The organism is Bacillus cereus group sp. MYBK15-3 (assembly GCF_051916765.1).
Classification (GTDB): Bacteria; Bacillota; Bacilli; order Bacillales; family Bacillaceae_G; genus Bacillus_A; species Bacillus_A cereus.
Genome location: NZ_JBQAHG010000002.1, coordinates 1,043,940 through 1,068,925, shown reverse-complemented (window position 1 = coordinate 1,068,925; position 24,986 = coordinate 1,043,940). Strand labels below are relative to the sequence as shown.

The following is a 24,986-nucleotide window of genomic DNA, read 5'->3' as shown; positions in this document are numbered from 1 at the left end:
ACCTTACTTATTGTATTATTTAGATAAATTTTTCACTGCTTCTTTTAAGAAGGCAGTTTTACTCCAAGCAGTACCACCTTGTGCCATTGGATCTACAACGTTTACAAATACTTTCTTTTCCTTCGCAGCATTCATACTTTGCCAAATTGGATTACTTACAATTTCTTCTAACACTTTTGGATTTTTATTTTCACTTGCCTCATATTGTAAGAAAATATAATCTGGGTTAAGTTCAGCAAGTTTTTCAAATGAAATTTTCTCTTGTGCTTTTACAGTTTTCAATTGTTCTGGAGCAGTTAGTCCAAGATCTTTATAAATTACAGGGTTGAAGTATACTCCTTCTGGATATAGGAATAATTCGTTTGCTCTTAGTCTAATGACAAGTACTTTTTTATCTTTTAACTTATCTCCTAGTTTTGCTTTTGCTTTTTCAGCGTCTGAATTGTAGTCTTTAATAATTTTTTCTGCTTTATCTTTTTTACCAGTTAATTCTCCCATTAACTTTAAGTTATCTTCCCAATTTGTTGAAACGTGTGATACCGGGAATGTAGGAGCTACTTTCGTAAACTTTTCAGCTGTTTCTGCTGGAAATTTCGTACTTGATGTAATCACATCTGGTTTTAATTGTAGTAATGTTTCGAAATTGGGTTGCATTTTCTCACCAACAGATTTCGCACCTTCTAACTCTTTTTCCAGGTACTTTGGTAGTTTACCACCTACAGTAATGGCACCAACTGGTTTAATTCCAAGTACTGCCGCATCTTCCATTGACTCTAAACTAGCTGTCGCAATTTTATCTACTTTTGCTGGCACTGTATATTCTTTACCTAAATATGTAATTTTTCGTTTTTCATCTTTTTTCGTTTCCGTAGCTTTTGTCTGTTGTTTTTGCTCGCCTGAAGTTTTATCCGCACTATTACATGCCGCTAAACCTACACTTAAAACTGTAACCATCCCTAAAGTAAATAATTTCTTGTTCATCTTTATATGTCTCCTCTCAAATTTTCAAACTATATTCTCAATAGAATTTAACTATATGAATCTTATTCCATATATATATTTCATTAGATTAATAATTTTATCCAGAACTCATTCACGTTCACTTCCCCTAGACTATAATTCTTTTACGTCTTCATCACTTGATAATCATTTTCACTGATAATGATTATCGTTACTAAGTATATATTTAATATGAAATTATTTCAAGAATGATTTGAAAAATTTTAACAAACTGAATTAAAAAAAGAAGTATCTCCCTAATATTAGGGAGATACTTCTTTTTTTAGAAATTTATATGTAATTCAACTGGACAATGGTCTGATCCCATCACTTCACTATTAATTTTCGCTTCTGTTATTTGGTCTTTCATTCTTTCCGAAACAACAAAATAATCTAAACGCCATCCGATATTTTCACCTTTGTAATCTTGCTCTTACATTTATGAATACATACATACGCACTTTATTCAGGTTATACTAATTTCAGAGGTGATGTTCTTTGCACAATGAAGGAGTTATATTAACAAATGAGTATTGGCAAGCAATTATTCATAATGATTCTTCCTATGATAGCAAATTCTTTTATGCTGTGAAATCAACTGGAATTTTTTGCAGGCCATCATGCAAATCAAGAATACCGAATAGAAACAATGTACGAATTTTTCATCATGCAGAGCAAGCATTAAGCGAAAACTTTCGCCCGTGCAAACGTTGTAAGCCAAATGGGATCACTTTACCTAATGAAGAGTGGGTAGAACAAATTAAAGACTATATCGAAAAGCATTATAACGAATCCTTAACTCTCGACATGCTTGCAGAAATGTGTCACGGTAGCCCTTTTCATTTACAGCGTACTTTCAAAAGAATAATAGGGCTAACTCCTATAGAATATATACAACAATTCAGGGTTCTTAAAGCAACCAAATACCTTTTACACACAAATCAATCTATTAAAGAAATTAGTACTGCTGTCGGGATAGAAAACCCAGAGTATTTCGCAACTTTATTTAAAAAGAAAACCGGATTTACTCCTACTGAATATCGAAAAAAGAACGAAATGAAAGAGGGATACGATAATGAATTCCTACAAAAATAATTATATATATTGGACGCTACTTACACATAAAAATTGGCGATTTCATATTGCTGCAACTGAAAATGGACTATGTTTCATTGGATCACAAGACGAAAATTTTGAAGAATTAAATATATGGGCTAGCAAAAAACTGCCCCAACATATATTGATTCATAGTCCAGATTACTTGCAAATATATACGCAAGAAGTTATCGAGTATTTAGAAAACAAGCGAGAAACTTTTACATTTCCTATCGATGCTTATGGAACTAATTTTCAATTATCTGTTTGGAATACGGTACGTGAAATTCCTTATGGAAAGACATATTCTTATACAGAAATTGCTGAAAGAATTCAAAAACCTAAAGCTGTGCGCGCCGTTGCTTCTGCTATTGCTGCTAACCCTCTCCTTATTACTATTCCTTGTCACCGTGTTATTGGGAAGAATGGAAAACTAACCGGATTTAGGGGTGGATTAGAAATGAAGAAAAAATTGCTTACATTAGAAAAGTTACAGGTGGAATTCATATGACAGCAGAATATAATAGCGCATTATCTATAGCAGTTCCAAAAGAATTTTGTTTCCAAGAAAATTTACGTTATCTATCACGTTCTAACAATGAATGTATGTTTCATATTGAAGATAACAAAATTTATAAAGTTATCCCTGTTCAAGATGTAAATCCTTTAGTTGAAATTAGTGTGAATATAGATGGCAATATTCAAATACATTGTTTAGAAGAATCATATACATCTGAAAAATCGATACGTGAAGCTGTAGCTAACTATGTAAAAGAATGGTTTGATTTAACTACTGATTTAGCTCCCTTTTATACATTAGCTAAACATGATTTACTCCTTCAAGGACCAATTGAACAATATTATGGCCTTCGTACTTTAGGTATTCCAGACTTATTTGAGGCACTTTCCTGGGGAATTATCGGTCAACAAATTAACTTAACATATGCTTATACGCTAAAAAGAAGATTAGTTGAGCAATTTGGCAGTTATGTAGAACGGGACGGTAGAAAGCATTGGATATTCCCATCACCTGAAACAATTGCAAATCTACATGTAGAAGATCTCCAACAATTAAAAATGACGACTAGAAAATGTGAATATTTAATCGGTATTGCGAAGCTTATTACAGAGAGAAAACTATCAAAAGAGGATTTACTGCAAACACAAGATGTAAAGGTTGCTGAGAAACAATTAACTGCTATCCATGGTATAGGGCCATGGACTGCCAACTATGTTTTAATGCGTTGTTTAAGATTTCCTTCAGCTTTTCCAATTGATGATGTTGGTCTGCATAATGCAATTAAATTTATAACAGGTTCCAAAAATAAACCGACTAAAAATGAAATAAAAGATTTCGCGGCAAACTGGGCTAATTGGGAGTCTTATGCGACTTTTTATTTGTGGCGAGTACTATATTAAAAGAACCAAGTAGCACATTCGTACTACTTGGTTCTTTTTTAAGCTTGCTCCTCAAAACGTCTTGCAATTTCCACAATAACTTGAACAGCTTTTTCCATAGTATCTACCGAAACATACTCAAATTTACCGTGATAGTTTTCACCACCAGTGAAAATATTCGGCGTCGGTAATCCCATATATGATAATTGTGATCCATCTGTGCCTCCACGAATCGGATGAATATTTGGTTCAATGTCTAAACTTTTCATTGCTTCATATGCAATATCAACAATTTCTCTTACCGGTTCAATTTTTTCAAGCATGTTATAGTATTGATCATTCATTTCTAAAACGACTGCATCTTCGCCATATTTTTCTTGCATAGTCTTCACAATATTTTTAACGTTATTTTTACGTGCCTCGAAATTTTCACGATCAAAGTCTCGAATAATATAATACGCTTTACTTTGCTCAACATCACCATTTAAAGAAAGTAAATGATAGAATCCCTCATAGCCTTCTGTATATTCTGGCGCCTCTTCTACTGGTAAATACCCGTTAAACTCCATAGCTAGTTTAGTAGCATTGCGCATTTTATTTTTCGCTGTTCCAGGATGTGTATTCGTTCCGTTAAACGTTAACTTAGCACCTGCAGCATTAAAACTTTCATACTCTAAACCACCTAATGGACCTCCATCCATCGTATAAGCGAATGATGCACCAAACGCTTCTACATCAAAATGCGCTGGCCCACGACCAATTTCTTCATCCGGTGTAAATGCTACTCTTATTTTCCCGTGCTTAATTTGCGGATTATGTATTAAATGGTTCATTGCAACCATAATTTCTGTAAGACCAGCTTTATCATCTGCTCCTAGAAGTGTTGTACCATCAGTTGTAATAATGGTATGTCCTTTATATGATGGTAATTCCGGGAACTGCTCTGGTGTTAACACAACATTTAGCTCTTCATTTAACGTAATTGCATTACCATCAAAATTTTCATGAATTTGTGGTTTGACGTTTTTCCCTGTAAAGTCTGTTGCCGTATCTAAGTGGGCTAAAAATCCGATTACAGGAACATCCTTGTCCGTATTAGCTGGAAGTGTTGCCATTACATAGCCATTATCATCCATCGTTACTTCTGTTAAACCAATTTCTTTTAGCTCTTCCACTAATAACTTACCAAACTCAATTTGTCCTGGTGTTGTTGGTACTGTATGGCTTTCTTCATTTGATTGCGTATCAATTTTTACATATCTCGTAAATCTTTCAATAAGTTCTTGTTTCAAGTTCATTCACTCCCTTTTATGTTTCTCCCTCCATTATAATCCTTAAAACGAAATATTTTAACTTTTTTGACTGTGAAGATGTATATTTCATTTACATTGTTAACACTTTTACATATTTTACATAACAAAAAGAAAATTAGTGAACATATTTAAAGTACAGCTTAATACAAATAAATTCACCCTATTTACGACTCTCATCGCAAATAGGGTGTTTCTGTTTTTATCTCGCAATTTAAGAATATATACTACTCATTTACAATAAAAGTATATACATCATCATAAATACAGCCATTTACTTTAATCACATACTTCCCAGGTTTATTAAAACTAATTGTGTATTTATTTAACTGAATTGCTTCTTTATCTCCAGAAAGAATATCAATACTTCTGCCACTTAATACATACAATTCATTTAGATTCATCGTTACATCAATTGTATTGAAATTTTCTACTTTCACTTGCTGTGCTTCCGCAACGCTTACACTTGGTTCTAAAAACAGTAGTCCACTTAATCCAATCGTCCCCGCTAAAGCAACTCCCGCAAACTTTTTAATCTGTTTCATTACAATGACCTCCTTATAGATTTTGCGTAAAGGCAATGTCTCCCTTACACCACAAAGCCTATATGTAATGAAATGAAAAGTAAACGGGGACTGTAAGACAAAATTCTACATCTTTTTCTCCTATTGAATATAAATCCAACGTTTGGAGTTTTGACACATTTAAAATTGTTTCCCTAAACCAATTTCTCCATAATTTATTCAAAGACTGAATAATTACTTATTGATTTAACATTCTAAAAATAGTTGATAAAGATGCTTTCTATTCAAAAAAAAAGACTTTGCTATAAAAGTAACTTTTACAACAAAATCCATGCAACTAATTTTATTCCTCTTTCCATAATCTCTCTACATTCATTAATTGTTCTTCTTTAAACTCCATCTTATATATATCCGGTTTTGACGTATTCATTAAAAATTCAAAACCATATTGTTTATCAAAATAGTTCATCATTAATGTCATGACAAGCCCATGTGTACCAATTACAATTTTGCGTCCTTGAAAATCCAATAAGATTTCTTTTAATACTTTCACTACTCTTCTCTGGCAATCTGCATATGACTCTCCTTCCGTTCGTGCAAAGTCCGGATTAGAGAACATCTTCTGTACAAGTGGATACACCTCTTTGTCTGATATAACCTGATCCTCACTTGAAAACATACACTCTTTAAGATTTTCATATACTACTATTTCTTTTTCATGGAAATTAGCTGACTCCTCTATCGTTAGCATAGCCCGATTATAAGGACTTGAAATAAAAGTATCAATCCTCTCCGCTTTTAATATGTCAGTTACTCTACGGGCATCCATATGTCCCCTCTCAGTTAACCCGCGCATTCTTTCATTTCCTTCTAGTTTTGGTGATTCACCATGTCTAACCATATAAATATATGTTCTCATAATTTCTCCTTAAAATTTTTTATAAAGTGAAACTTTAATTAGCCCTTACTAATCGGGATTTTACAGGAAAATAGCGAGATAAGTTAATAAATCACGTTCATTTATCCCATTTCAACACTTAGGCGTAATACTAAAATACTTTATAAACTGTGCTGATTTGTTCGTCTAATCCATTCTCCTACTAAACTCTCAAATAATTCAGGCTGCTCAATTTGCAAATTATGCCCTGCCATATCTAACACTGCTAATGTTGCCCTTGGATATTCTTCAATAATTTCTATAATATTTTGATAACCTACTGATATATCTTGTCTTCCAGTCAGTAAAAGAACGGGATTTTCATATTTTTCACGCTGAAAATCCATAGTAAGAGAGTAATTCTTTTGCAACCTTTCAATAAATTCATCATTAGCAACATCTAACCCAGGCTTAATTTCTTCTTTAAATCGCTTATATGTATATTCATTTGCTATTACAGCTAACTCACAAAATTCCTCTCTTTCTGTGGAAGTGAGCGTATTTAAAAATTCCTCATCTTGTACAATTACCTGTTTATCTGGAAGAATCCTTTTTTCTGGCTCCGCTACAACAACAGGACATACTAATAGTAATCCGCTAACTCTCTCAAACATCTTTGCAAGTATACCTTTAGCTAAATAGCCTCCATATGATTCTCCTACCAATAAAAATTTTTCAGTAGAAATGATTTCCTCAATAAATGTGATAAGCACTTCTACTATACGATCTGAACTATTTATCCAATTTGGAGCATTCGATTTTCCCATTCCAGGTAAATCAATATATATTCGCTTATAACCTTCATACTTCTGAAATACTGATTCCATACATTTCATCATTAACCTATGGTCAGGGGCGCAGCCATGTATGATAATGACCGGTTTACCCTCTCCCACAATTTCATAGTATATTTCTGCATCTTTAATTCGATATATCATAAAAAAGCCTCCCTATTTAGTGGCAATACTATTCCACTCTGTAAGAATACACGTTCTTATTTTATATCCTTTCTCAACATTTTCACAAATGTTAATTTTCAGATTAAAAATAAAAAGCTCCCCAAAAAAGGATACTCATCATTTTATATGCAATTTTGCATCTCCACTTACAAATCACTAAAAAAACTTTACAATTCAAAGGATGACTAAATATACAATTTCTATTTAAAGTCTTGATGCAGTCTATACTATCAACCGCAATATTTTTTAAACCTTAAGAATACTTACACTCTTTAACACTTTCCTTATAAACATGATTTTTATAAGGAAATCTGATACAATTCTTAAATAATATTATTATGTATAGATATAACGAACATAGTGCATAATTAAAGAAGGTGATTTCATTGAAATTAAATAAAAATTTACAATTATGTATATTAATCGGAACATTAATATGCTATTCAATCTATTTTATGTTTTTCTATCTGTTCCCTACTCATTTTTCAAATTCAGATGTACGCTTCGCTTCACTTGTCGTTGAAGCCATTACATTTGTATCACTGATTTACTCTATATATTCTAAAAAAGTCAGTTCAAATCCGTTTTGGATATGTATTACAATAGCAATTGGTAGTTTTTTATTAGGGAAAATAGTATATACATATCAAGATAGCTTCTTCGAAATTCCAATACATCGTTTTACGGTTTCTGATGTATTTTATATGTTTTTTCTATTTTTCTGTCTTATCGCTTTCTGCTATAAAATCTTAAAGGAATGCAATAAATGGGAAAAAGCGTTCTTTATTTGTGATATATGCATAGTGCTTACTTCCATATTTACATTAGAATGGTATTTATTTAATCAACCAAATTTAAATATATTCGCTCTTTCACTAGGAGATGTTTTCCTTTCATTTTTATACCCAATTGCAGATTTATTATTTCTACTGCTAGGTGTTAGTCTCTTTTTCCGTCCAACAATTTTTAATTCCAAACGGAAAATTTATATCTTTATTTTTGTATTAATAAGTTCTGCAACTTTTAACTATATTTATTTTTACTTAAATAACCACTTATCAACTGAAACGATAATATTATTACGTCTTTTATATAGAATACCTATATTACTTATTGCAATAGCTGGCTCTATTTCAGAAGATCATAATAGCCATAAAAATTATTTCCTTGTAAACCCTATAATAGGAAAAAAAGCTTTAGTTGTATTTCCCTATCTTGCTGTTGCAATACTAATCGGGTTTACATTAAAAGAACAAACATCATCTTCAACTCTCATTACAGGAAATTGTATTACTTTTATTTTCGTACTCATTCGTCATTCTATCGTACGTATGCAAAACAATTCCTTAACAAAACGTTTGCAGGCATTTAATGCCCAATTAGAAGAAAAAGTTACTTTACGGACGTCTGATTTAGTTCATAAATCAGAGGCTCTTTCTCAAAAACAGCAAAAGTTTAAATCATTATATGAATATCATCCTGACCCTATCTTCACCATTGATTTAAATGGAATATTCTTAAATGTAAATAAGGCTGGGAGTGTACTACTTGGGGCACCAACAGATGAGTTACTAGGTGAAACTTGTTTTTCAATCATTTTAGATGAAGATAAGCATAAGCTAGCAATGGCATTAGAAAAAGTGAAACAACAAGAATCGGCATTCTTACAACTTAGTTCTCAATATAAAGATGGCTTTACTTATTTTTTATACGTTACAATCATTCCTATTATAATAGACGGACAAATTTCAGGAAGCTATATTATGGTGAAAGATATTACTGCACTAAAAAAACAGCAAGAAGAAATAAAATATTTAGCATTCCATGACACTGTAACGAAAATTGGGAACCGTGCCTTTTTCCATAAGAAATTAAAGAGAGTTATAAAAAATGCTAAAATAACAGAAAGCGAGTTTGCATTATTATATTTAGATTTAGATCGCTTTAAAGCAATTAACGATACACTTGGACATTCATCAGGAGATTACATATTAGAAGAAGTAGCAAAGCGATTCCAATCATGTCTTCCATCACATACTCATCTTTCAAGAATCGGTGGCGATGAATTTACAATCATAATTGAAAACTATACTGACGAAGATTACTTATTCCAATTATGTAACCAATTATTTGAATGCATGAAAAAGTCATTTATCATACATGAGCATAAATTAACTTTATCACTGAGTATCGGCATCGCTATTTATCCACATTCTGGAATCGATACCGCTACACTTCTGAAAAACGCTAATGTTGCAATGTATGATGCAAAAGCAAAAGAGCTTAACTCTGTCTCTATTTATGACGATGTAATCGCTAAAAAAATTGAAAGACGATTACGATTAGAAAAAGATTTACCAAACGCACTACAAAATGAAGAATTGTTCCTTTTGTATCAACCTCAAGTTGATAGTGAATCTAATAAAATTATCGGTGCAGAAGCTTTAATTAGGTGGAATCATCCTGAATTAGGTATTATTTCTCCATACGAGTTTATTCCGATTGCAGAAGAAACACTACAAATTATTTCAATAGGTAAATGGACATTAGAGCAGGCTTGCAAGCAAATGAAACGTTGGCACGCACTCGGATATTCACATTTAAAAATAGGTGTGAATTTATCTGCTAAGGAATTTGAACAAGAGGATTTTGTAAAATCTATTTCTTCTACTTTAACAAATACAGGTTTACCAGCAAGCTCTCTTGATCTTGAATTAACAGAGCGAATTGCAATGATGGATGAGCGAGAAACATTGATAAAACTGCGTACACTAAAAAGTTTAGGGATTCACATTTCTATCGACGATTTTGGTACAGGTTATTCTTCGCTAGCCTACTTACCTTTGTATCCAATTGATACGTTAAAAATCCCGAGAGAATTTATTACAATGTCTGAAACATGTGATGATGGAATGGAAATTATTAAAACGATCATCACATTAGCAAATACATTAGGAATGTCTGTCATTGCTGAAGGTGTAGAAACGAAAGAGCACGTAAATTTCCTTCAAAAAAATAAATGTCAGTTTATTCAAGGTTATTATTACAGTAAACCTATTCATATTCATGCATTTACTGAGCTATTAGAAAATGGCATTCACCGATAGTACATAGCTAATTGGAATAAATAATAATGAATTGGAACAAATATAGTAAAAAGGAAAGAAGATACCTTCTTTCCTTTTTACTATTTACATTTCTATTACTTCACCACTTCATTTATTATATCTATTAATTGATGAATCCCCTCATCATTTGTTTTCTTATATCCATTCATGTTTTGAATATATTTATCCTTATTTGTATACAACTTATTTACTGCATGTATAAATGTATTCGTACTTACTCTGTCTTGGAGTATAACTTCCGCATATCCTTGCTGTGAAAAATATTCAGCATTTAAAACTTGATCTCCTCTACTGGAACTGTTAGTTAACGGGATAAGCAACATCGGTTTCTTCAAAAATAACAATTCAGAAATAGCAGTAGAACCCGCTCTTGAAACTACAACACTTGCCATATTTAGTATATGCGGCAACTCATCGCCTATATATTCAAATTGCATATACCCCTCCTTGCCAATAGATGGGTCTACCTTCCCTTTACCACATATATGAATAATATTAAAGTTTAATAGTATTGTATCTAAACATTCCCTTACCATATCATTTATCCACTTAGCACCTTGACTCCCACCCATAATTAATAATACTGGTTTATCTTGCTGAAATTCACAATATCTTCTTCCTCGTAATACGTTACCCTTCTCAATTTCTTCCCTTACAATTGGTCCTACATAAACCTTCTTCTCATTCCTTACATTTTCTCCTGTCTGAGGAAATGTTGTGCATAGCTTTGTAGCAAAAGGTAATGCTATTTTATTGGCAAGTCCTAATGTGCTATCTGGTTCACGTATAATTATAGGCACACGATTTAACCATGCTCCTATAGCTACAGGAACTGAAACAAATCCTCCTGCTGAAAAGATAACGTCAGGCTTTGTTTTCTTAATTAATTTATAACTTTGTAAACAACCTCGTATAATTTTAAAAGGATCTTTAAAATTTTCCCAATCCCAATATCTCCTAAGCTTGCCCGTTGAAACACTATTGTATTTAACATTTTGCACTAATGATTTTTCAATTCCATTTTTGGATCCAATATACTCGACTCTCCAGCCTTTCTCTATAAATTTAGGAATTAATACAATATTAATCATAACGTGTCCGGCTGTACCGCCCCCAGTAAAAAGAATCGTTTTGCTCATAACTTATACCCACCTTTATTATTAAAAATCTAGCTTTATATTTACCTTTTAAATGTAAATAAAATTATTATTTTTTATATAAATCTTTACACCTCTATATCTTGTAAAAGATCTTTAATGAGTTCATAAAAATCATTTCCATACTCACTACACTCGTATTGAGCAAAGATTTGAATCACATATCTAGTTTCCGTCTCTAATGCTGACTTTATTTGATTAACCCTTTTTTCTTCTACATACGCTTGATATTTATGTATTACCTCATAAAGACGCAATACATGCGCTTCTTCATCTCTCCAATCCAACGTATCAACAATTGAAAGAAATAGCGTATTTTGATTATCTATTATTTCATAATCATTCATATATTTCTTACACCCTTTTTTGTTTTTCATTGCATGCAGATGTCACTACACTTCGCATACTCAAGTACATCTTTTAATGATTGATGAAATTCAATTTCTGGGATCCAACCTAACCTTTTTATTTCCTCTATTGCTAAACTCTCATTTGAGTCGCTCCCACTTTTCTCTGTTTCCTCTATAAAAAAATTTAGCTGTGTTAATTCTTTATATTGTTCTAGTACATTTAATAAAGATCGTTTTACTCCTGATCCGATATTATATTGTTTTCCATTTATTCCATCTCGTAATAACACATGATACGCTTTGACTGCATCACGTACATCTAGAAAATCTCTACTATCTTTCAAACTGTTTACTTCAATAATGGCTTTACTTCTACCTGATTCTATATCTATCATTTTCTTTGCGAGAATCGAACAAATGCCATTCGATTCCCCTGGACCAATTAAGTTTGAGGGCTTTGCAATGATAATATTTGAATCCATTAATCCTCCCCAAGCCTCTGCAATAATGACTTGCATCGTTTTACTTAAACTATATGGATTTGAAATTTTTATTTCGTTCATACTATTTATTTGCAAAGCAGATCCTATAACTAATGTTCTACAATGCGAGGCTTCTTGCTTAATTGCTTCTAATAAATATAATGTTCCTATTACATTAATCTCTATATATTCAAGGGCAGCTGTCCAAGATTCTATAACCGAATTCCTTCCTGCTAAATGCAATACGTAGTCTGGCTTTATTTGTTTCATTACCTTCATTACTTCGCTCTTATTAGTTAAATTACAAGTAATACCATTTCTAATTTTTTCTCCATATGCACGATTTTGAAACATAGGAATTACATGAAAGCCCTGCTGTAAAAAATATTGGCAAGCATGGCGTCCTGTGAAACCATTTGCACCAGTTATTAAAAGGCTCGCATTTTTTTTCATCGCAAAAACCCTCCTTTTAATAGCATTTGTTTCACCTCATGTTTTCCAAGTAAGTCTTGTTGAGAACTAAAACTCTTCACATCTACTAGCGGATAGCTAGAATAATATTCTTGAAGTCCTTCTATAGGAATAGTCGGTAGTACCACAAAATAATTTTGATCAAAACTTATACTTGTTTTACTCTCTACCTCAGATAGAAGCATTTCACTTAATTTTTCACCCGGTCTTATCCCTACCTCTTTTACCTTAACATTTTCTTTTCCGGAATCTTCAATTAATACTTCTGCTAAATCTGTTATTTTACATGCCGGCATTTTCATAACAAAGATTTCCCCGCCTCTACCTTGAGATACGGCTTTAAATAACAACCCAACAGCATCTTCAACTGTTAAGAAAAATCTAGTCATATTCGCATCGGTAATCCCTACTTCTGAAGATTTTTTAATTTGTTGTTTAAAAAGTGGTACTACACTTCCACTCGTTCCTAAAACATTTCCACCACGAACACAAATGAATTTTGTTTTCTTCGTTTGTATATTCGCATGAACCATTAATTTTTCACCAATTGCTTTTGTCATCCCATACGTATTTGATGGATCAGCTGCTTTATCCGTTGAAACATATATAACTTTTTCAACTTGCATCTGTATAGAGGCTTCAATTACATTTTGCGTACCATGTATATTGGTTTTTATAGCTTCATAAGGATAATACTCACATACTGGAACATGTTTTAAAGCTGCAAGATGGAACACATAATGTACACCTTGGCAAGCATAGACTAGTTGATCTTTATCACGAATATCTCCAATAATAAATTTTAACCTATCATCATTTATAAACTGTTGCTGCATTTCAAACTGAACCGTTTCATTTCTTGAAAAAATTCTAATTTCTTTCGGTGATTTTTCTAATAGTTGTTTTATAAGTTCATGCCCCCACGAACCTGTCCCACCAGTAATTAAAATTATTTTATTTAACATTCTTTTTCCTCCTACAAAACATCTCAATTTAAATAATATTTATTGAATTATTTTCAATTGATTCAAATCATAATCGTCGTTTGTTACATTTAATTGACAAAATAAAAAAACAGAAACTATTAAACATAGTTTCTGTTTTTCATTTCACCTCACAACAGTAAGATTTTTTATACGGTTTTCATGATAAATAAATTCCTTGTAAAAAAACACCGCTCATTTATTTCTTATACTCGTAATAAAATAAATAGAATGATTCATAGCCAATAATCATGTTTAAATTTATGAAAAAGGGAGGTAACGGAATGGACCGAAGCAATTCAAATCATACATATAACGGACCTTCCAAAGCACTGCCTCTCTCCCTATTCGACGTAAAAAATGAATTAAAACAAAAAAGCAAGCTTATTCCTTCTGACACCATGTATAAATTAACGAAAGAAGAACAACTCATCATCAACAAAATAAAAATACAAACAGAACAACTAAATAAAAATAATGTTACAAGAACACGCGCATACTACCAATTTTACATTCAATATCCAGAAATACATTGGGCACTACTTGGACATATGGTATCACGTAACGGCGGTTGGAATATGACTGATTTAAAGGGGGATTTATATACGAGAATTTTATCAGAGAAAGATCAATTCATATTTTTTTCTTTTTTAGAAAGAGGGAATTGGCTTATTTTCCAAGATGTATACCCTCAATTTTTACTTTACGAACAAAGTGTAAAGAGATCACAAAAGTTATTTCACCTTCTTTCTCACCTAAATGTTTCTACATTTATGGAAACGATGTGGAACCATTTTTGGAAAACAGGTAACAAAAAAACTTTAGCGATTGCAACTATTATTAATGAACAAAACTACTTAGAAAAAAGAGTGATTCAAAATGGACAATTTAAAAAGACTGTACTAAATAGTATTGGATTTAAACTCTTTGATTTCTTTCAGTTTAATCATATCCTTTTCCCATTCTACGAAAATGATAAGAAACAAAAAGTATTACTATTTGGTGATACAATGAAACATTTCACTTCCTTACATGAACGGATATTAATTGGAAAAAGATTGTATTCATTATTATTTCGAGATACACATGTTTTATCTCAAATAATAAGTTGGGCTCAACACCATCCGCATACAGGATCTAGGAAAGATTACTGGCCCCATTTATTTTCAAGTGTAAATGAATCTTTTTCCCGTGAGTTTTATAAGCGCCGAATAAAGAAATGCCAGTTACGAAATGATGCTTATCGCATATACAGCCCTGCACTCATCTATGCATGGCGAGATATGAAGCATGAAGAAGTTGACAGTGCAGATTGGTTTACTGATTGGCAAGTTGTAAATTACTTAGTTGATAAGGAGGAAAATATAAATGGACAAATTACAGAAGACTACTGCAAAACACTCGAAAAAATTGAACTCGCCATTCTCGCAAAGAAAAATGTCCTCCTCCGAGAAGAAGAATGAGTTTCTAGCATTAGTAGTTACAATCTTTCTCTCTTCTATTATTGCAACTTGCTTAGATGCCTTTTTTGTTCATAAACAAATATATTCCTTTCCGGCTAGGCCCTTCTCATCCACATTTTCGGTTAATATAGCTTTTACATTGTTCGTACTGCCGATTTTAACAGTTATCTTTATACACATTTCAAAAAAATTATCTAAAGTTTCTATAATTTTATTTATTATTTCAATCGGTATTTGTGCTAGCCTTTTTGAACAGATTGCTGAAAGTTTAGGTTTATTTGTACATAGTGCGAATTGGAACCATACATATTCTTTATTTGGTTATATGATTTTTCATTCTTTTATTTGGAACGTATATAATTGGATAAAAAAATAAAGAGACCATTATAGGTCTCTTCTTAAGCATACTCTTCCGTTATTACTAATGGTGCCAATGTTTGAAGGCTTTTAGAGCGTAAACGATAGGCAACGACTTTCTTCTTATATTGCTTAATGACATCAACATGTTCCTCATAGCTATATAGCGAAAATCTAATCTCTTTACTCCCTTTCTTCGTATCAATGACTATTGGTGTTCCTTCTCCGTGCGGCGGGAAATAATGTTTATCTAAAAACAACGCCTCATTAAATTCATGAATAACTTGTAGTTTCATTTCTCCCTCTATATTTTTTCCATCTATCGATATAGAAGTATTTTCCACCTCAAGCTTTTGATGCAATTCAAATTTACTAATAATTGATTCTACAACAGAAGTGGGCATGCTAGAAACTAATACTTTAATAGCTCCAAAAACAAATAATGTAACTATAAACCATGTTGTCATTGTTATCATCTCCATTACATTTAAAAAATAAATTTCGTTCCATACGGTATTAGTATACTAATGAGTATTCCAGTTACAATCATCGTTACCGAACCGATAGTCGCTTCTTTCTCGCCTTCTTTCACTAAACGACTCACACCGATAATATGTGATGCACAGCCCATTCCAACTCCTTTTCCAATCGTACTTGTTATACTGAAAAACTTAAGTACTGTTGGTCCCATAATAGCGCCTGTTATTCCTGCAACAACTACAAAACTAGAAGTCATAGATGGAATACCACCAATTTGATCCGCTATTGAAAGGGCAATTGGCATTGTCGCTACCTGTGGTAAAGTAGTTAATATAAGTTCCTTATCTATATTTAAAATTCCGCCAATCACTACATTCATGCTCGTTACAGCCACTATACCTATCACTACTCCGATTAGTATCGATGAAAAATTTTTCATCAGTATCTTTCGCTCTTTAAATAGAGGTATGGCCAATGCTACAATTGCAGGGCTCAATAAGCTTGAAAGAATGTTTCCCCCATTTTCCCTATACTCATGATGAGAAATACCAAAAATCAAAAATAAACAAATCATAATTGCCGTAACTGTTAACACTGGTAACGTAAATGCAAACGTAAATTTTTTATATAGCTTTGTCGCCAAGAAATAAATTGCTACAGTAATAATAATTAAGACCATTTGAATCGTGCACCTTGTCGATTTTATTTTTTTGTTGTTATTAATAATTGACTTATATACCCTGAAACAATCAAAGTTACTACAGTACTTGCAACTACTAAAAGGAATATAATACTCCCCTTACTTAAAAGAAAAGACCCGTATTCCATCAGCCCTGTTGTCGAAGGGGTTAAAAATAACGGTAAAAATACGATTAACTTTTCCGCACCTAACTCAAACCATTTTAACGGTAAAATGCGAGTGGAAAGGAGCAGGAACAGCATTAACATCCCTATTAAACTTCCTGGCATTGATAGATGGAATACTCCTTGAATCCACGTACCCACTAGGCTAAATACATATAGCACGCCTACTTGAAGTAAAAGCGTCACGTACTTCATTTCTTTCCCTCATTTCACTATCGCACATCCATATTATGAAATCTCATTTAGCGTGTCGGCAAACCGTTTAATTCCAAGTTGAATTTGTTCTATATTCGCTCTACCAAACGTAAATCGTATATATTCATTTTTCGAACCTAAAACACTGCCCGGAACAAATGCGACACCATTCTGTATAGATTCACCTAATAAGTGATATTCATCAAACTTTCCTTTCACTTTACACCATACATGTATTCCACCCTCTGGCACGAAACATTCAACTCGTTCTCCCAATGTTCCTTCAAGCTCTGCAATTAATTCATCTCTTCTTTGCTTCAATTGTCCACGAAGTATCGTAATATGTGTATGGAAATCCTTTGATTCTAAAAATTGATTTGCTACCCACTGCGTAAATACACTATGGCCAAAATCAACTTGTTGCTTTGCATCTGCTAAACGCTCAATTACGCGTGTAGGACCAATTACCCATCCAATACGTAATCCTGATGCAACAATTTTTGATAATGAACTTATATAAAGAACATTTCCATTTTGGTCCATTGATTTTAATGTCGGGTTCACTTCTCCATTAAAAGAAATTAAACTATACGGATCATCTTCTACAATTGGTATACCGAACTCAGAAGACAGTTCTAAAATTTTTTTACGTCTCGCTAATGAAAGCACAGTACCCGTTGGATTTTGATAATCTGGATTCAAAAACACCATACGAATGCGATGCTTTTTGTGCAAATCGATTAAGTCATCTGGATTCATTCCATCCTTATCAACAGGTAAATGAAATATGTTTAAACCGGCCGATTTAAACATTGGGAGCGAAAAACAATACGAAGGATCTTCAATCGCAATCGCATCACCAGGTTTTAATAAACATTGAACGATAAGATTAAGCGCCTGTTGTGCTCCTGACGTAATAAGAATAGAGCTTGAATCTGCTTCAATTTGTTTATATTGCTGAACATGTGCTGCAATTGTTTTTCTCAACATCTCATTTCCAAGTGGATGGTCATAACCGAGGTTTTCCATAAATGTTTTCTCCGACAAAATTGTTCGAAATCTATCACTTGGAATTAATTCTGGTGACAGTTCACCGCTTGCTAAATTAATTAAATCATCTTTTTGTGTTTCCGTTCGAATTTGTTGAACGAGTGGTACGTTAGGTAAGAACGATCCATCCTCCACGTACCTACCCCAGTTCGGTATTCGTTTATGTGAGACACCCCATATGTCCGTATTGACCCGTGTTCCGCTTCCCTTTTGTCGTTCTACTACTCCAAGTGATTTTAATACTTCATACGCAGCTACTATTGTACTCCGGTTCACCTGTAATTCCTTTGCTAACATACGCTCAGAAGGTAACTTACTATCAGAAGGAAATTCGCCTGAAGAAATGCCTCTTTCAATATAATCAGCAATTTGTTTATATACAGGTGTCTTATCTGCACGATTTGGTTTCCATTCCATATAGTTGCCCCTCTCAAAACAAACTAATCTCAATTTATTACTAACAGTATTCACTCTAAAAATAGTATTAATTAGTCACATCTTCTTATCCGCAAATAGATATATCCAAAATGGCTCTCTTTCTGATTACTCGATACCTTCTAAAATTCCAACTTCATACTCTCATTTCAGTTCTTTTACAAACTATCAAATCATTACCGCATACCATGTTACCCCAATCAGTAGAACAAAAAGAAGAAGAATATAGATTGCAGATAAGTTTTTCACATTTCTTCTTGTAGACTTACCGTAATTCTCTTCCACGTTTCTTGCAACTAGTACAGTCCCAAATAGCGATACAATTACAATAATAACGACTAGTGAAATTGCAAAACTCATTGTCTTTTCACCTCTCTAAGACCCATCTATTTTAATTAAAGAACTTACATAAAAACCTTCCTCTTTAAAACGTTGATAACATACTCCCTTTCTTCTCTTATCATAATAGATGTTTGTAAAAAGCGGACCAACCACTTTCGTGTTTTTTTGCTCATCCACTTTAAAAATAAAAAGAAGCGATATATTTTATCGCTTCTTACTCTCATCATCTTTATTCTTTTATTAATGACTTATTCGCTCTTATAACTTCTTGATGCAATAATGGTGACCACTTTTCATTTATGTAGTCTTGAATTACCCAGCCTACTCTCGCAGGATTCTTTTGTTTTATATGGTTTGCAATTTCAGGATTTATATAAGAGGCATAGTAATATGGACTATTCCATGCTGTACCACCAGAAGACAAGCTTGTAAAATTTATATATAGATGATTTAAATCCTCGCTATTGTTCATCGGTTCATCCATCGTATCTTTAATAGATTTTACTTTCTCATCATAACTCACTTTATATTTATCTTGTACCGTTACATTTACATTTTGATTTACAGTTGTGGTAAACGTCTCATTATCTGGCCAATAAAAATTATTATATCCTCCAGATTCATTACTACCACTATATCTTTTTAGTAGTACAATTTTCCCACGAGCATCTCCAAGTTTTATATTTCCTTCTGTTTTTAAAAAGATAGGATCAACAAAATAATTTTTTTCAAACGTACTACTAAATGAATCTTCTGCCCCTTTCATATCCTCATACTCTTTTTTTAAAGACATAATAATCGTTTCACTCGGGTTATCTCTTAAAAATTGTTTCGCTTCGTTTATGAATTCATGCAGTGTTACATAAAGATATAATGGCCCATGATGAAGAACTATCGTATTATCATCTGTTAAACGTCCTCTTATATCAAAAATGCGAGCTCCATGGTCCATTTGATAGCGAAAATCATATTCTTGCGTCATTCCCCATACTTGCTTAATCGGATTTTGCAACTTGAACGTCCCACTATCGTGTGTTCCTGGAATTGAAATTCGTGCTAACGGGATACTATCAGGTATAGGTTGCATCCATTTTGACAAATTTTCAAGCTCATTAACAGAGCTAGCTGCAACTACTCTCTTATCATGTAAAGCAAATACAAATGTGATAAATATTGTACTACATATGAATGATTTCAAAATTAACTTCTTATTGCTCATTATTATCCCTCTCTCTTTCTGTTTTTATATCAAACTTATTGAATATAATATAAGCTAGCTCAGAAAAAATAAATAACATTTCATCAATATGAAATATTGCATAGAAGTAAAGTTAAAAAATCATTCACATATACTAAATTAGAAAAATTTAAAGGAACTTCATCTGAAGTTCCTTTTACTTATTTTATGTTCAATACGTATGAACCATTTTTATTCTCATATTTATAGACGTATAAATAATATTTACCTGGCTTTGCATTATAAGTTCCTTTAACTACATTGCCTTCATTTTCACCATATGCTACATAGTTATTTAAATCTGATTCATGATGAAGTACCCATGTCATTCCAATATTTTGTTCATTTAGTAAAGAAATATTAATATTTTCCGGCGAATCAATTTGGAAAGTAAATACATCTACTCTATCACTATTATGTAGCGTTCCTTTCACCGGTGTATGAAAGTTAACTTTATTTGCCTGTCTAGGCTCATTATTTGGTTCATTTTCTGTTACTTGTAATTCATTCCCACCGTTTGGTTTTCTTTGTTCATAGCCTAAGTTTGCTAGTATAGACTTCAAATCTGGTAAAACACCAATTTTATCTGCATATGGATCTTTAGATTTTGTTCCTGTGCTCTGGTTACTTAATATTGCTCTTAGTTCACTTGGTCTATATGGTTGTCCTAAATTTTCTTTAGCAATGCTTTGTACTAAAGTCGCTGCCCCAGCAATAATTGGCGAAGCACTAGATGTTCCGCTAAAGCTTGAAGTATAAAGATTTACAGCACTTCTACTTTGCTCGGCTGTAGTTGTATCTACATTTTCTCCCCATCCGTACACATCAATACGGCTTCCATAATTCGAAAACCACATACGTTCATGAGGGAAAGATGAAGAGCCAGCTCCTACCATAATTGCACCCGAATCTTTAAAATCTTTACTATTACGATTTAAGACTTGCTTACCTTTTCTATCTTTGAACTGGTCTAAATCATTCCACCCATTTGCTCCGGCCTCTATAATTACAATCCCTTTATCTGTACCAGCACGAATTGCATCAAAGATATCTGGTTGTACTTCAACAGGTAAATATTTATCACCATATCCATCGAAAGATGCTTGTGCCTCTAACAATAAAACATCCCCAGCTTCTAACTGATTTACAGCGCTTAATATTGCATCAGCCGTATTATACTGTCCATTATCTCTTATTTGAGAGATAACCTTTGCTTTCGCTTTTGGCGCAATCCCAATATTCCCAACTTCATTGTCCTCAGAGGATACAATTCCTAGTACAGACGTCCCATGACCGACATGCTGATCTATATTTCTTCCAGACATTAACTCAATTTTTTGATGTAATAAATCCTCATGATTTAATAACCATCCGTATTCCATATCAACAAAAGTGATACCATTTCCATTACCGCCTTGAATTCCCCAGGCGAAAGGCGCATTAATACCGTATGGGGCCGCTTCAAGATAACCTTGTTTTTTAAATCTAGGATTGTTACTAGGATTAAGAGCTACACTTGATGATTGCACTTCAGGTGGCATTATTTTCTCTTGTTTCTTCATATACGCATCTTCTATTAAAGAAGATGCCTTTAACTTATCTACTATTTCTTCTTCATACCCACTATTTTGATTTTGCAGAATATAGTAGTTTAATAAACTTGTAGATACATGATTAGGTGCTTTCACTTCAAGGTTTTGTATTTGTTCCGGGCTTACAGATGTGAATAAACGAGTAAATGTTACATCTGGATATTCTGTCAAAAGATCTTTTATTACTTTATCATTCGTTTGAGATTGTATTTGTTTTTCAATACCATCTTCATATGGCAAATCCAAATCCGCTTTAAATTTTACAATGATTTGCTTATCTGTTTCTTGTTCTATCCCTGATTTAATCTGCTGTTCTATAGAATCAGCATGTACACTATTGATAGTACCTCCTGTTCCTAAAAGTGTTGTAATGATTACAGTTGACGCACACATTTTTTGAAATATTTTCATTACATTAATCCTCCTATTAATAATTAATCATTATATTAATCTATAATGATTTTATTTCTATAACGTATTCCCTTTCTACTAAATAGATTATAGTAATCAGAAATATGAACTTCAATGTATTTTCATATGCAATATTTCATATTCGGACTCTACACTACACGAAGATGAAACTTATAGTGATTATTTATTTTATATGTGCTAATATACTTACATTAATATATTACGCATATATACATTTCAAACTACATTACTTAATAGTTTCACCTTAATTTTTTCTTAGGAGGATTTACAATGAAATTACTAAAACTAAAACATATAATCCCTTTATCTGCAGCTGCAATTACATTCGTATGTAGTCAAAGCACAGCTGAAGCTTCTACCATTCATACAGTAAAAAAGAACGATACACTTTGGGGCATTAGTAAACAATACGGAGTTTCAATACAATCCATTAAACAGGCTAATAATAAAGGAAACGATCAAACCTTTATTGGCGAACAGTTACATATTCCAGGGTCCGTGAAATCAAATGAAATCACTGTTCCTCAAAACACCAAGCCAGCCAACATTTCTGGACAAATTATTTATCAAGTACAACCGGGAGATTCATTAGAAACGATAGCAAGGCGTTACAATGTCACTGTCCAATCTATAAAACAAATGAACAATACAGTCGGAAACAAGCTTTATACAGGACAACATTTAAAAATCAACTCAAGCATTTCACAAAAAGAAAAAGACTTAATGGCACGCTTAGTTACCGCTGAAGCAGGTGGCGAATCCTATAAAGGAAAAGTAGCAGTAGCGAAAGTTATACTAAATCGTGTAAATGCAAAAGGTTTTCCAAATACAATAACAGGCGTTATTTATGAACCTATTAAATACGGATATGCATTTACTCCTGTTACAGATGGAAGAATTAATCAGCCTGCAAGCGCAGAAGCAAAAATGGCTGTAGAAGAGGCTATCTCCACAAATGGAGTACATTCTGACTGGCTTTATTTCTACAATCCAAAAACATCAACAGACAAGTGGATTACGACACGTCAAACAGTAGCAGTAATTGGTAACCATGTATTTGCTAAATAAGATTTAAAATCATTAACAGACCTCTTCACTTAAAAGGTCTGTTTTTTTCTATGTAAGATGTTATTAATCATATGACATAGTTATTTTTTAAACTGTTTCTTCTTTCAAATAAAAATTTTTGTATTTACTCCACCACTCGTAGAAATTAATAAAGCATCAAGTTCAAAAACTCCCACTTTATTAATAAAAGCTATTTCTTAACTTCATAAAATTGTTATACACTAGAAAAATAAAAAACAAACTATTCGTTAGCAGGTGGAAGAATATGTATGATGTTACAATTATCGGCGCTGGAGTAAGTAGCATTTTTATGGCTTATTCACTAGCTAAAAGTAACAAAAAAGTTTTAATTCTTGATAAAGGTAAAGCGCTAGAAGATCGCCATTGTCCTTTAGACGAAGGAAAAGTGTGTAATTGTACTACATGTGATAAATATTTCGGGTTTGGTGGTTTAGGAAAATCTGAAGGGAAATTTAATTATACAAACGGATTTGGCGGAGAACTTGAGAAAAAAGTCGGTAAAGAGGGTTTTATACAACTCATGGCTGAAGTAGATGAAATTCTATGTCAGTTTGGTGGAAGTTCGGTTTCAAAATATTCTACTGAAAATTCAAGTCTCACTAAGAGAGCTGAAGCGTGTGGTTTACAAATGCTAACAACAGAAGTAAGACATCTTGGTACTACACTTTCCAGTAACATTTTTCAGCAGCTCTATGAATTTTTACTGACGAAAATAAAGATCCAATTTCATATAGATGTACAACATATTCTGAAACAGGAAGATCATTTTACAATAGAGACAAATCAAGGAACAGTTCAAACTAAGCAACTTGTATTTGCAACTGGGCGCTCTGGGGCCGATTGGTTAAAAGAAATATGCAGTTCCCTAAATATTTCTCAGGAGCAAACACGTGTAGATTTAGGAATTAGAGTAGAAATGAAAGAACATCAATTACGTTCTATATTAAAAGATACTTTTGAAACAAAACTTTCTTATCAAGGTGAGCATTTCACAGCAACTACTTACTGTATGAATCCACAAGGCCGCATCATTCGAAAGTACGAAGAAGGTTTAGTTATGCCTGACGGTCAAAATTTTCGAGAACAAGGAACTGGCACTTCTAACTTAAATTTCACTTTATTTATTCCTTGCTATTTTCCTACTCTCAAAGAAGCAAATGTATACGCAAGTTCAATTATTGAAGGCATTAACCAAGGGCGAGATCGGATTGTTATACAGCGCTTAGAGGACTTACTAAAGAAACAACCTACGGTGGAAAACAGCATGGAGCATAATCGTATACACCCTACACTACAGAGGGATTATGGAGATTTGAATCAAGAAATCCCTCAATTATATATTGAAGGGCTCAAAGAGTTTTTATTACGCTTAGAACAATTTATACAAGAACCGATTGATAAAGATACTTTGTTATATGGAATTGACGGAAAGTTCTATGCTCCTACGATAAAACTCAATAACTATTTTGAAACAAGTGTGCATGGGCTATTTTTAATTGGAGATTGTTCAGGCGTTACGCATTCATTATCTCAAGCAGCTGCAAGTGGTCTGTATGTTGGAAAGTACTTATCTGACATTTAATTTCTATCATTAAGATTCTAGTCAAATATTCCTAATTTCAAAACACTTTACTTATATAGTAAAAATATATTAATA

At 32.7% G+C, this 24,986-nt stretch carries 23 protein-coding genes and 2 pseudogenes; 8 read left to right on the top strand and 17 right to left on the bottom strand.

What is annotated here, in order from left to right; genetic code table 11:
- Window positions 1-15: 15 nt before the first annotated feature.
- Window positions 16-981 carry an iron-hydroxamate ABC transporter substrate-binding protein gene (locus tag ACTFR8_RS14005; protein ID WP_119780735.1) on the bottom strand — a complete coding sequence of 322 codons (966 nt, stop codon included), beginning with the start codon at window positions 979-981 and terminating at the stop codon, window positions 16-18.
- 301 nt (window positions 982-1,282) lie between these two features.
- Window positions 1,283-1,420: pseudogene (locus ACTFR8_RS14000) on the bottom strand (exodeoxyribonuclease III); the annotation flags it as partial.
- 77 nt (window positions 1,421-1,497) lie between these two features.
- Here ACTFR8_RS14000 and ACTFR8_RS13995 point away from each other — a divergent pair.
- From ACTFR8_RS13995 to ACTFR8_RS13985, 3 genes are read left to right on the top strand one after another with little or no spacing between them, the layout of a single operon-like run.
- Entirely contained in the window at window positions 1,498-2,094 is a 597-nt protein-coding gene (locus tag ACTFR8_RS13995; protein ID WP_000551301.1) for a bifunctional transcriptional activator/DNA repair enzyme AdaA, read from the top strand.
- The gene (locus ACTFR8_RS13990; protein ID WP_001089845.1) at window positions 2,075-2,605 is read left to right on the top strand and encodes a methylated-DNA--[protein]-cysteine S-methyltransferase; all 531 of its coding nucleotides are present in this window, start codon (window positions 2,075-2,077) and stop codon (window positions 2,603-2,605) included. Before ACTFR8_RS13995 ends, ACTFR8_RS13990 begins: the two co-directional genes overlap by 20 nt.
- The gene (locus tag ACTFR8_RS13985; RefSeq protein ID WP_000123500.1) at window positions 2,602-3,513 is read left to right on the top strand and encodes a DNA-3-methyladenine glycosylase 2; all 912 of its coding nucleotides are present in this window, start codon (window positions 2,602-2,604) and stop codon (window positions 3,511-3,513) included. The genes ACTFR8_RS13990 and ACTFR8_RS13985 overlap by 4 nt, the downstream gene beginning before the upstream one ends.
- A 38-nt stretch (window positions 3,514-3,551) precedes the next feature.
- Here ACTFR8_RS13985 and pepT read toward each other — a convergent pair whose 3' ends face one another.
- The 4 genes from pepT to ACTFR8_RS13965 all read right to left on the bottom strand — a co-directional run bounded on the left by pepT (window position 3,552) and on the right by ACTFR8_RS13965 (window position 7,201).
- Entirely contained in the window at window positions 3,552-4,784 is a 1,233-nt protein-coding gene (gene pepT / locus ACTFR8_RS13980) for a peptidase T (RefSeq protein WP_000807014.1), read from the bottom strand.
- Window positions 4,785-5,029: 245 nt separating this feature from the next.
- Complete coding sequence (locus ACTFR8_RS13975) at window positions 5,030-5,347, bottom strand: hypothetical protein (RefSeq protein ID WP_000809495.1); 318 nt, start codon at window positions 5,345-5,347, stop codon at window positions 5,030-5,032.
- A 322-nt stretch (window positions 5,348-5,669) separates the two neighbouring features.
- On the bottom strand, window positions 5,670-6,245 hold the full coding sequence (locus ACTFR8_RS13970; protein WP_100618727.1) for a histidine phosphatase family protein: 576 nt from the start codon (window positions 6,243-6,245) through the stop codon (window positions 5,670-5,672).
- 140 nt (window positions 6,246-6,385) lie between these two features.
- The gene (locus ACTFR8_RS13965; protein WP_000640332.1) at window positions 6,386-7,201 is read right to left on the bottom strand and encodes an alpha/beta fold hydrolase; all 816 of its coding nucleotides are present in this window, start codon (window positions 7,199-7,201) and stop codon (window positions 6,386-6,388) included.
- A 407-nt stretch (window positions 7,202-7,608) separates the two neighbouring features.
- Here ACTFR8_RS13965 and ACTFR8_RS13960 point away from each other — a divergent pair, with 407 nt between their 5' ends.
- Window positions 7,609-10,329: a bifunctional diguanylate cyclase/phosphodiesterase gene (locus ACTFR8_RS13960; RefSeq protein WP_000773559.1), complete on the top strand. Its 2,721-nt coding sequence runs from the start codon at window positions 7,609-7,611 to the stop codon at window positions 10,327-10,329.
- 95 nt (window positions 10,330-10,424) lie between these two features.
- On the opposite strand, the gene ACTFR8_RS13955 is transcribed toward ACTFR8_RS13960, so the two are convergent.
- The 4 genes and pseudogenes from ACTFR8_RS13955 to ACTFR8_RS13940 all read right to left on the bottom strand — a co-directional run bounded on the left by ACTFR8_RS13955 (window position 10,425) and on the right by ACTFR8_RS13940 (window position 13,775).
- A complete protein-coding gene (locus tag ACTFR8_RS13955; RefSeq protein ID WP_252209669.1) occupies window positions 10,425-11,489 on the bottom strand; it encodes an undecaprenyldiphospho-muramoylpentapeptide beta-N-acetylglucosaminyltransferase in 1,065 nt (354 codons plus the stop codon).
- Between the two features lie 48 nt (window positions 11,490-11,537).
- Window positions 11,538-11,884 (bottom strand): annotated as a pseudogene (locus tag ACTFR8_RS13950) (DUF6572 domain-containing protein).
- The gene (locus ACTFR8_RS13945; protein ID WP_252209670.1) at window positions 11,881-12,792 is read right to left on the bottom strand and encodes an NAD-dependent epimerase/dehydratase family protein; all 912 of its coding nucleotides are present in this window, start codon (window positions 12,790-12,792) and stop codon (window positions 11,881-11,883) included. The pseudogene ACTFR8_RS13950 and the gene ACTFR8_RS13945 overlap by 4 nt, the downstream one beginning before the upstream one ends.
- Entirely contained in the window at window positions 12,789-13,775 is a 987-nt protein-coding gene (locus tag ACTFR8_RS13940) for a UDP-N-acetylglucosamine 4,6-dehydratase family protein (RefSeq protein WP_252209671.1), read from the bottom strand. Before ACTFR8_RS13940 ends, ACTFR8_RS13945 begins: the two co-directional genes overlap by 4 nt.
- A 302-nt stretch (window positions 13,776-14,077) precedes the next feature.
- Between ACTFR8_RS13940 and ACTFR8_RS13935 the strand changes: the two genes are divergently transcribed.
- Together ACTFR8_RS13935 and ACTFR8_RS13930 are read left to right on the top strand one after the other, a co-directional pair.
- Complete coding sequence (locus ACTFR8_RS13935; protein WP_252209672.1) at window positions 14,078-15,256, top strand: DUF2515 domain-containing protein; 1,179 nt, start codon at window positions 14,078-14,080, stop codon at window positions 15,254-15,256.
- Window positions 15,231-15,632, top strand: a complete 402-nt coding sequence (locus ACTFR8_RS13930; RefSeq protein WP_033685728.1) for a CBO0543 family protein — start codon at window positions 15,231-15,233, stop codon at window positions 15,630-15,632. The genes ACTFR8_RS13935 and ACTFR8_RS13930 overlap by 26 nt, the downstream gene beginning before the upstream one ends.
- 22 nt (window positions 15,633-15,654) lie before the next feature.
- Here ACTFR8_RS13930 and ACTFR8_RS13925 read toward each other — a convergent pair whose 3' ends face one another.
- From ACTFR8_RS13925 to ACTFR8_RS13895, 7 genes are all read right to left on the bottom strand, one after another.
- On the bottom strand, window positions 15,655-16,080 hold the full coding sequence (locus tag ACTFR8_RS13925) for a YfmQ family protein (RefSeq protein WP_000214643.1): 426 nt from the start codon (window positions 16,078-16,080) through the stop codon (window positions 15,655-15,657).
- A gap of 20 nt (window positions 16,081-16,100) precedes the next feature.
- Window positions 16,101-16,772, bottom strand: coding sequence for an LrgB family protein (locus tag ACTFR8_RS13920; RefSeq protein ID WP_252209673.1), 672 nt, complete (start codon window positions 16,770-16,772; stop codon window positions 16,101-16,103).
- 23 nt (window positions 16,773-16,795) lie between these two features.
- A complete protein-coding gene (locus ACTFR8_RS13915; protein WP_252209674.1) occupies window positions 16,796-17,152 on the bottom strand; it encodes a CidA/LrgA family holin-like protein in 357 nt (118 codons plus the stop codon).
- A gap of 33 nt (window positions 17,153-17,185) precedes the next feature.
- Window positions 17,186-18,619 (bottom strand): MocR-like pyridoxine biosynthesis transcription factor PdxR, encoded by a 1,434-nt coding sequence (gene pdxR, locus ACTFR8_RS13910; RefSeq protein ID WP_252209675.1) that lies wholly within the window; start codon window positions 18,617-18,619, stop codon window positions 17,186-17,188.
- A 186-nt stretch (window positions 18,620-18,805) separates the two neighbouring features.
- Window positions 18,806-18,997: a hypothetical protein gene (locus ACTFR8_RS13905; RefSeq protein ID WP_252209676.1), complete on the bottom strand. Its 192-nt coding sequence runs from the start codon at window positions 18,995-18,997 to the stop codon at window positions 18,806-18,808.
- 211 nt (window positions 18,998-19,208) lie between these two features.
- On the bottom strand, window positions 19,209-20,198 hold the full coding sequence (gene plcA, locus ACTFR8_RS13900; RefSeq protein WP_252209677.1) for a phosphatidylinositol diacylglycerol-lyase: 990 nt from the start codon (window positions 20,196-20,198) through the stop codon (window positions 19,209-19,211).
- A 179-nt stretch (window positions 20,199-20,377) separates the two neighbouring features.
- A complete protein-coding gene (locus ACTFR8_RS13895; protein ID WP_000689191.1) occupies window positions 20,378-22,219 on the bottom strand; it encodes a S8 family peptidase in 1,842 nt (613 codons plus the stop codon).
- A gap of 291 nt (window positions 22,220-22,510) precedes the next feature.
- On the opposite strand from ACTFR8_RS13895, the gene ACTFR8_RS13890 reads away from it, so the two are divergent.
- On the top strand, window positions 22,511-23,308 hold the full coding sequence (locus ACTFR8_RS13890; protein WP_000771177.1) for a cell wall hydrolase: 798 nt from the start codon (window positions 22,511-22,513) through the stop codon (window positions 23,306-23,308).
- A gap of 265 nt (window positions 23,309-23,573) precedes the next feature.
- Entirely contained in the window at window positions 23,574-24,911 is a 1,338-nt protein-coding gene (locus ACTFR8_RS13885) for an NAD(P)/FAD-dependent oxidoreductase (RefSeq protein WP_252209678.1), read from the top strand.
- Window positions 24,912-24,986: the final 75 nt, after the last annotated feature.

Bases quoted from the DNA above. Each gene is read 5' to 3' on its own strand.
- ACTFR8_RS13970 (WP_100618727.1), bottom strand. From the start codon at position 6,245: ATGAGAACATATATTTATATGGTTAGACATGGTGAATCACCAAAACTA.
- ACTFR8_RS13975 (WP_000809495.1), bottom strand. From the start codon at position 5,347: ATGAAACAGATTAAAAAGTTTGCGGGAGTTGCTTTAGCGGGGACGATT.
- ACTFR8_RS13925 (WP_000214643.1), bottom strand. From the start codon at position 16,080: ATGACAACATGGTTTATAGTTACATTATTTGTTTTTGGAGCTATTAAA.
- ACTFR8_RS13890 (WP_000771177.1), top strand. From the start codon at position 22,511: ATGAAATTACTAAAACTAAAACATATAATCCCTTTATCTGCAGCTGCA.
- ACTFR8_RS13905 (WP_252209676.1), bottom strand. From the start codon at position 18,997: ATGAGTTTTGCAATTTCACTAGTCGTTATTATTGTAATTGTATCGCTA.
- ACTFR8_RS13990 (WP_001089845.1), top strand. From the start codon at position 2,075: ATGAATTCCTACAAAAATAATTATATATATTGGACGCTACTTACACAT.
- ACTFR8_RS13885 (WP_252209678.1), top strand. From the start codon at position 23,574: ATGTATGATGTTACAATTATCGGCGCTGGAGTAAGTAGCATTTTTATG.
- ACTFR8_RS13895 (WP_000689191.1), bottom strand. From the start codon at position 22,219: ATGAAAATATTTCAAAAAATGTGTGCGTCAACTGTAATCATTACAACA.
- ACTFR8_RS13965 (WP_000640332.1), bottom strand. From the start codon at position 7,201: ATGATATATCGAATTAAAGATGCAGAAATATACTATGAAATTGTGGGA.
- ACTFR8_RS13915 (WP_252209674.1), bottom strand. From the start codon at position 17,152: ATGAAGTACGTGACGCTTTTACTTCAAGTAGGCGTGCTATATGTATTT.
- ACTFR8_RS13985 (WP_000123500.1), top strand. From the start codon at position 2,602: ATGACAGCAGAATATAATAGCGCATTATCTATAGCAGTTCCAAAAGAA.
- ACTFR8_RS13935 (WP_252209672.1), top strand. From the start codon at position 14,078: ATGGACCGAAGCAATTCAAATCATACATATAACGGACCTTCCAAAGCA.
- plcA (WP_252209677.1), bottom strand. From the start codon at position 20,198: ATGAGCAATAAGAAGTTAATTTTGAAATCATTCATATGTAGTACAATA.
- ACTFR8_RS13945 (WP_252209670.1), bottom strand. From the start codon at position 12,792: ATGAAAAAAAATGCGAGCCTTTTAATAACTGGTGCAAATGGTTTCACA.
- pdxR (WP_252209675.1), bottom strand. From the start codon at position 18,619: ATGGAATGGAAACCAAATCGTGCAGATAAGACACCTGTATATAAACAA.
- ACTFR8_RS13940 (WP_252209671.1), bottom strand. From the start codon at position 13,775: ATGTTAAATAAAATAATTTTAATTACTGGTGGGACAGGTTCGTGGGGG.
- ACTFR8_RS14005 (WP_119780735.1), bottom strand. From the start codon at position 981: ATGAACAAGAAATTATTTACTTTAGGGATGGTTACAGTTTTAAGTGTA.
- ACTFR8_RS13955 (WP_252209669.1), bottom strand. From the start codon at position 11,489: ATGAGCAAAACGATTCTTTTTACTGGGGGCGGTACAGCCGGACACGTT.
- ACTFR8_RS13930 (WP_033685728.1), top strand. From the start codon at position 15,231: ATGTCCTCCTCCGAGAAGAAGAATGAGTTTCTAGCATTAGTAGTTACA.
- ACTFR8_RS13920 (WP_252209673.1), bottom strand. From the start codon at position 16,772: ATGGTCTTAATTATTATTACTGTAGCAATTTATTTCTTGGCGACAAAG.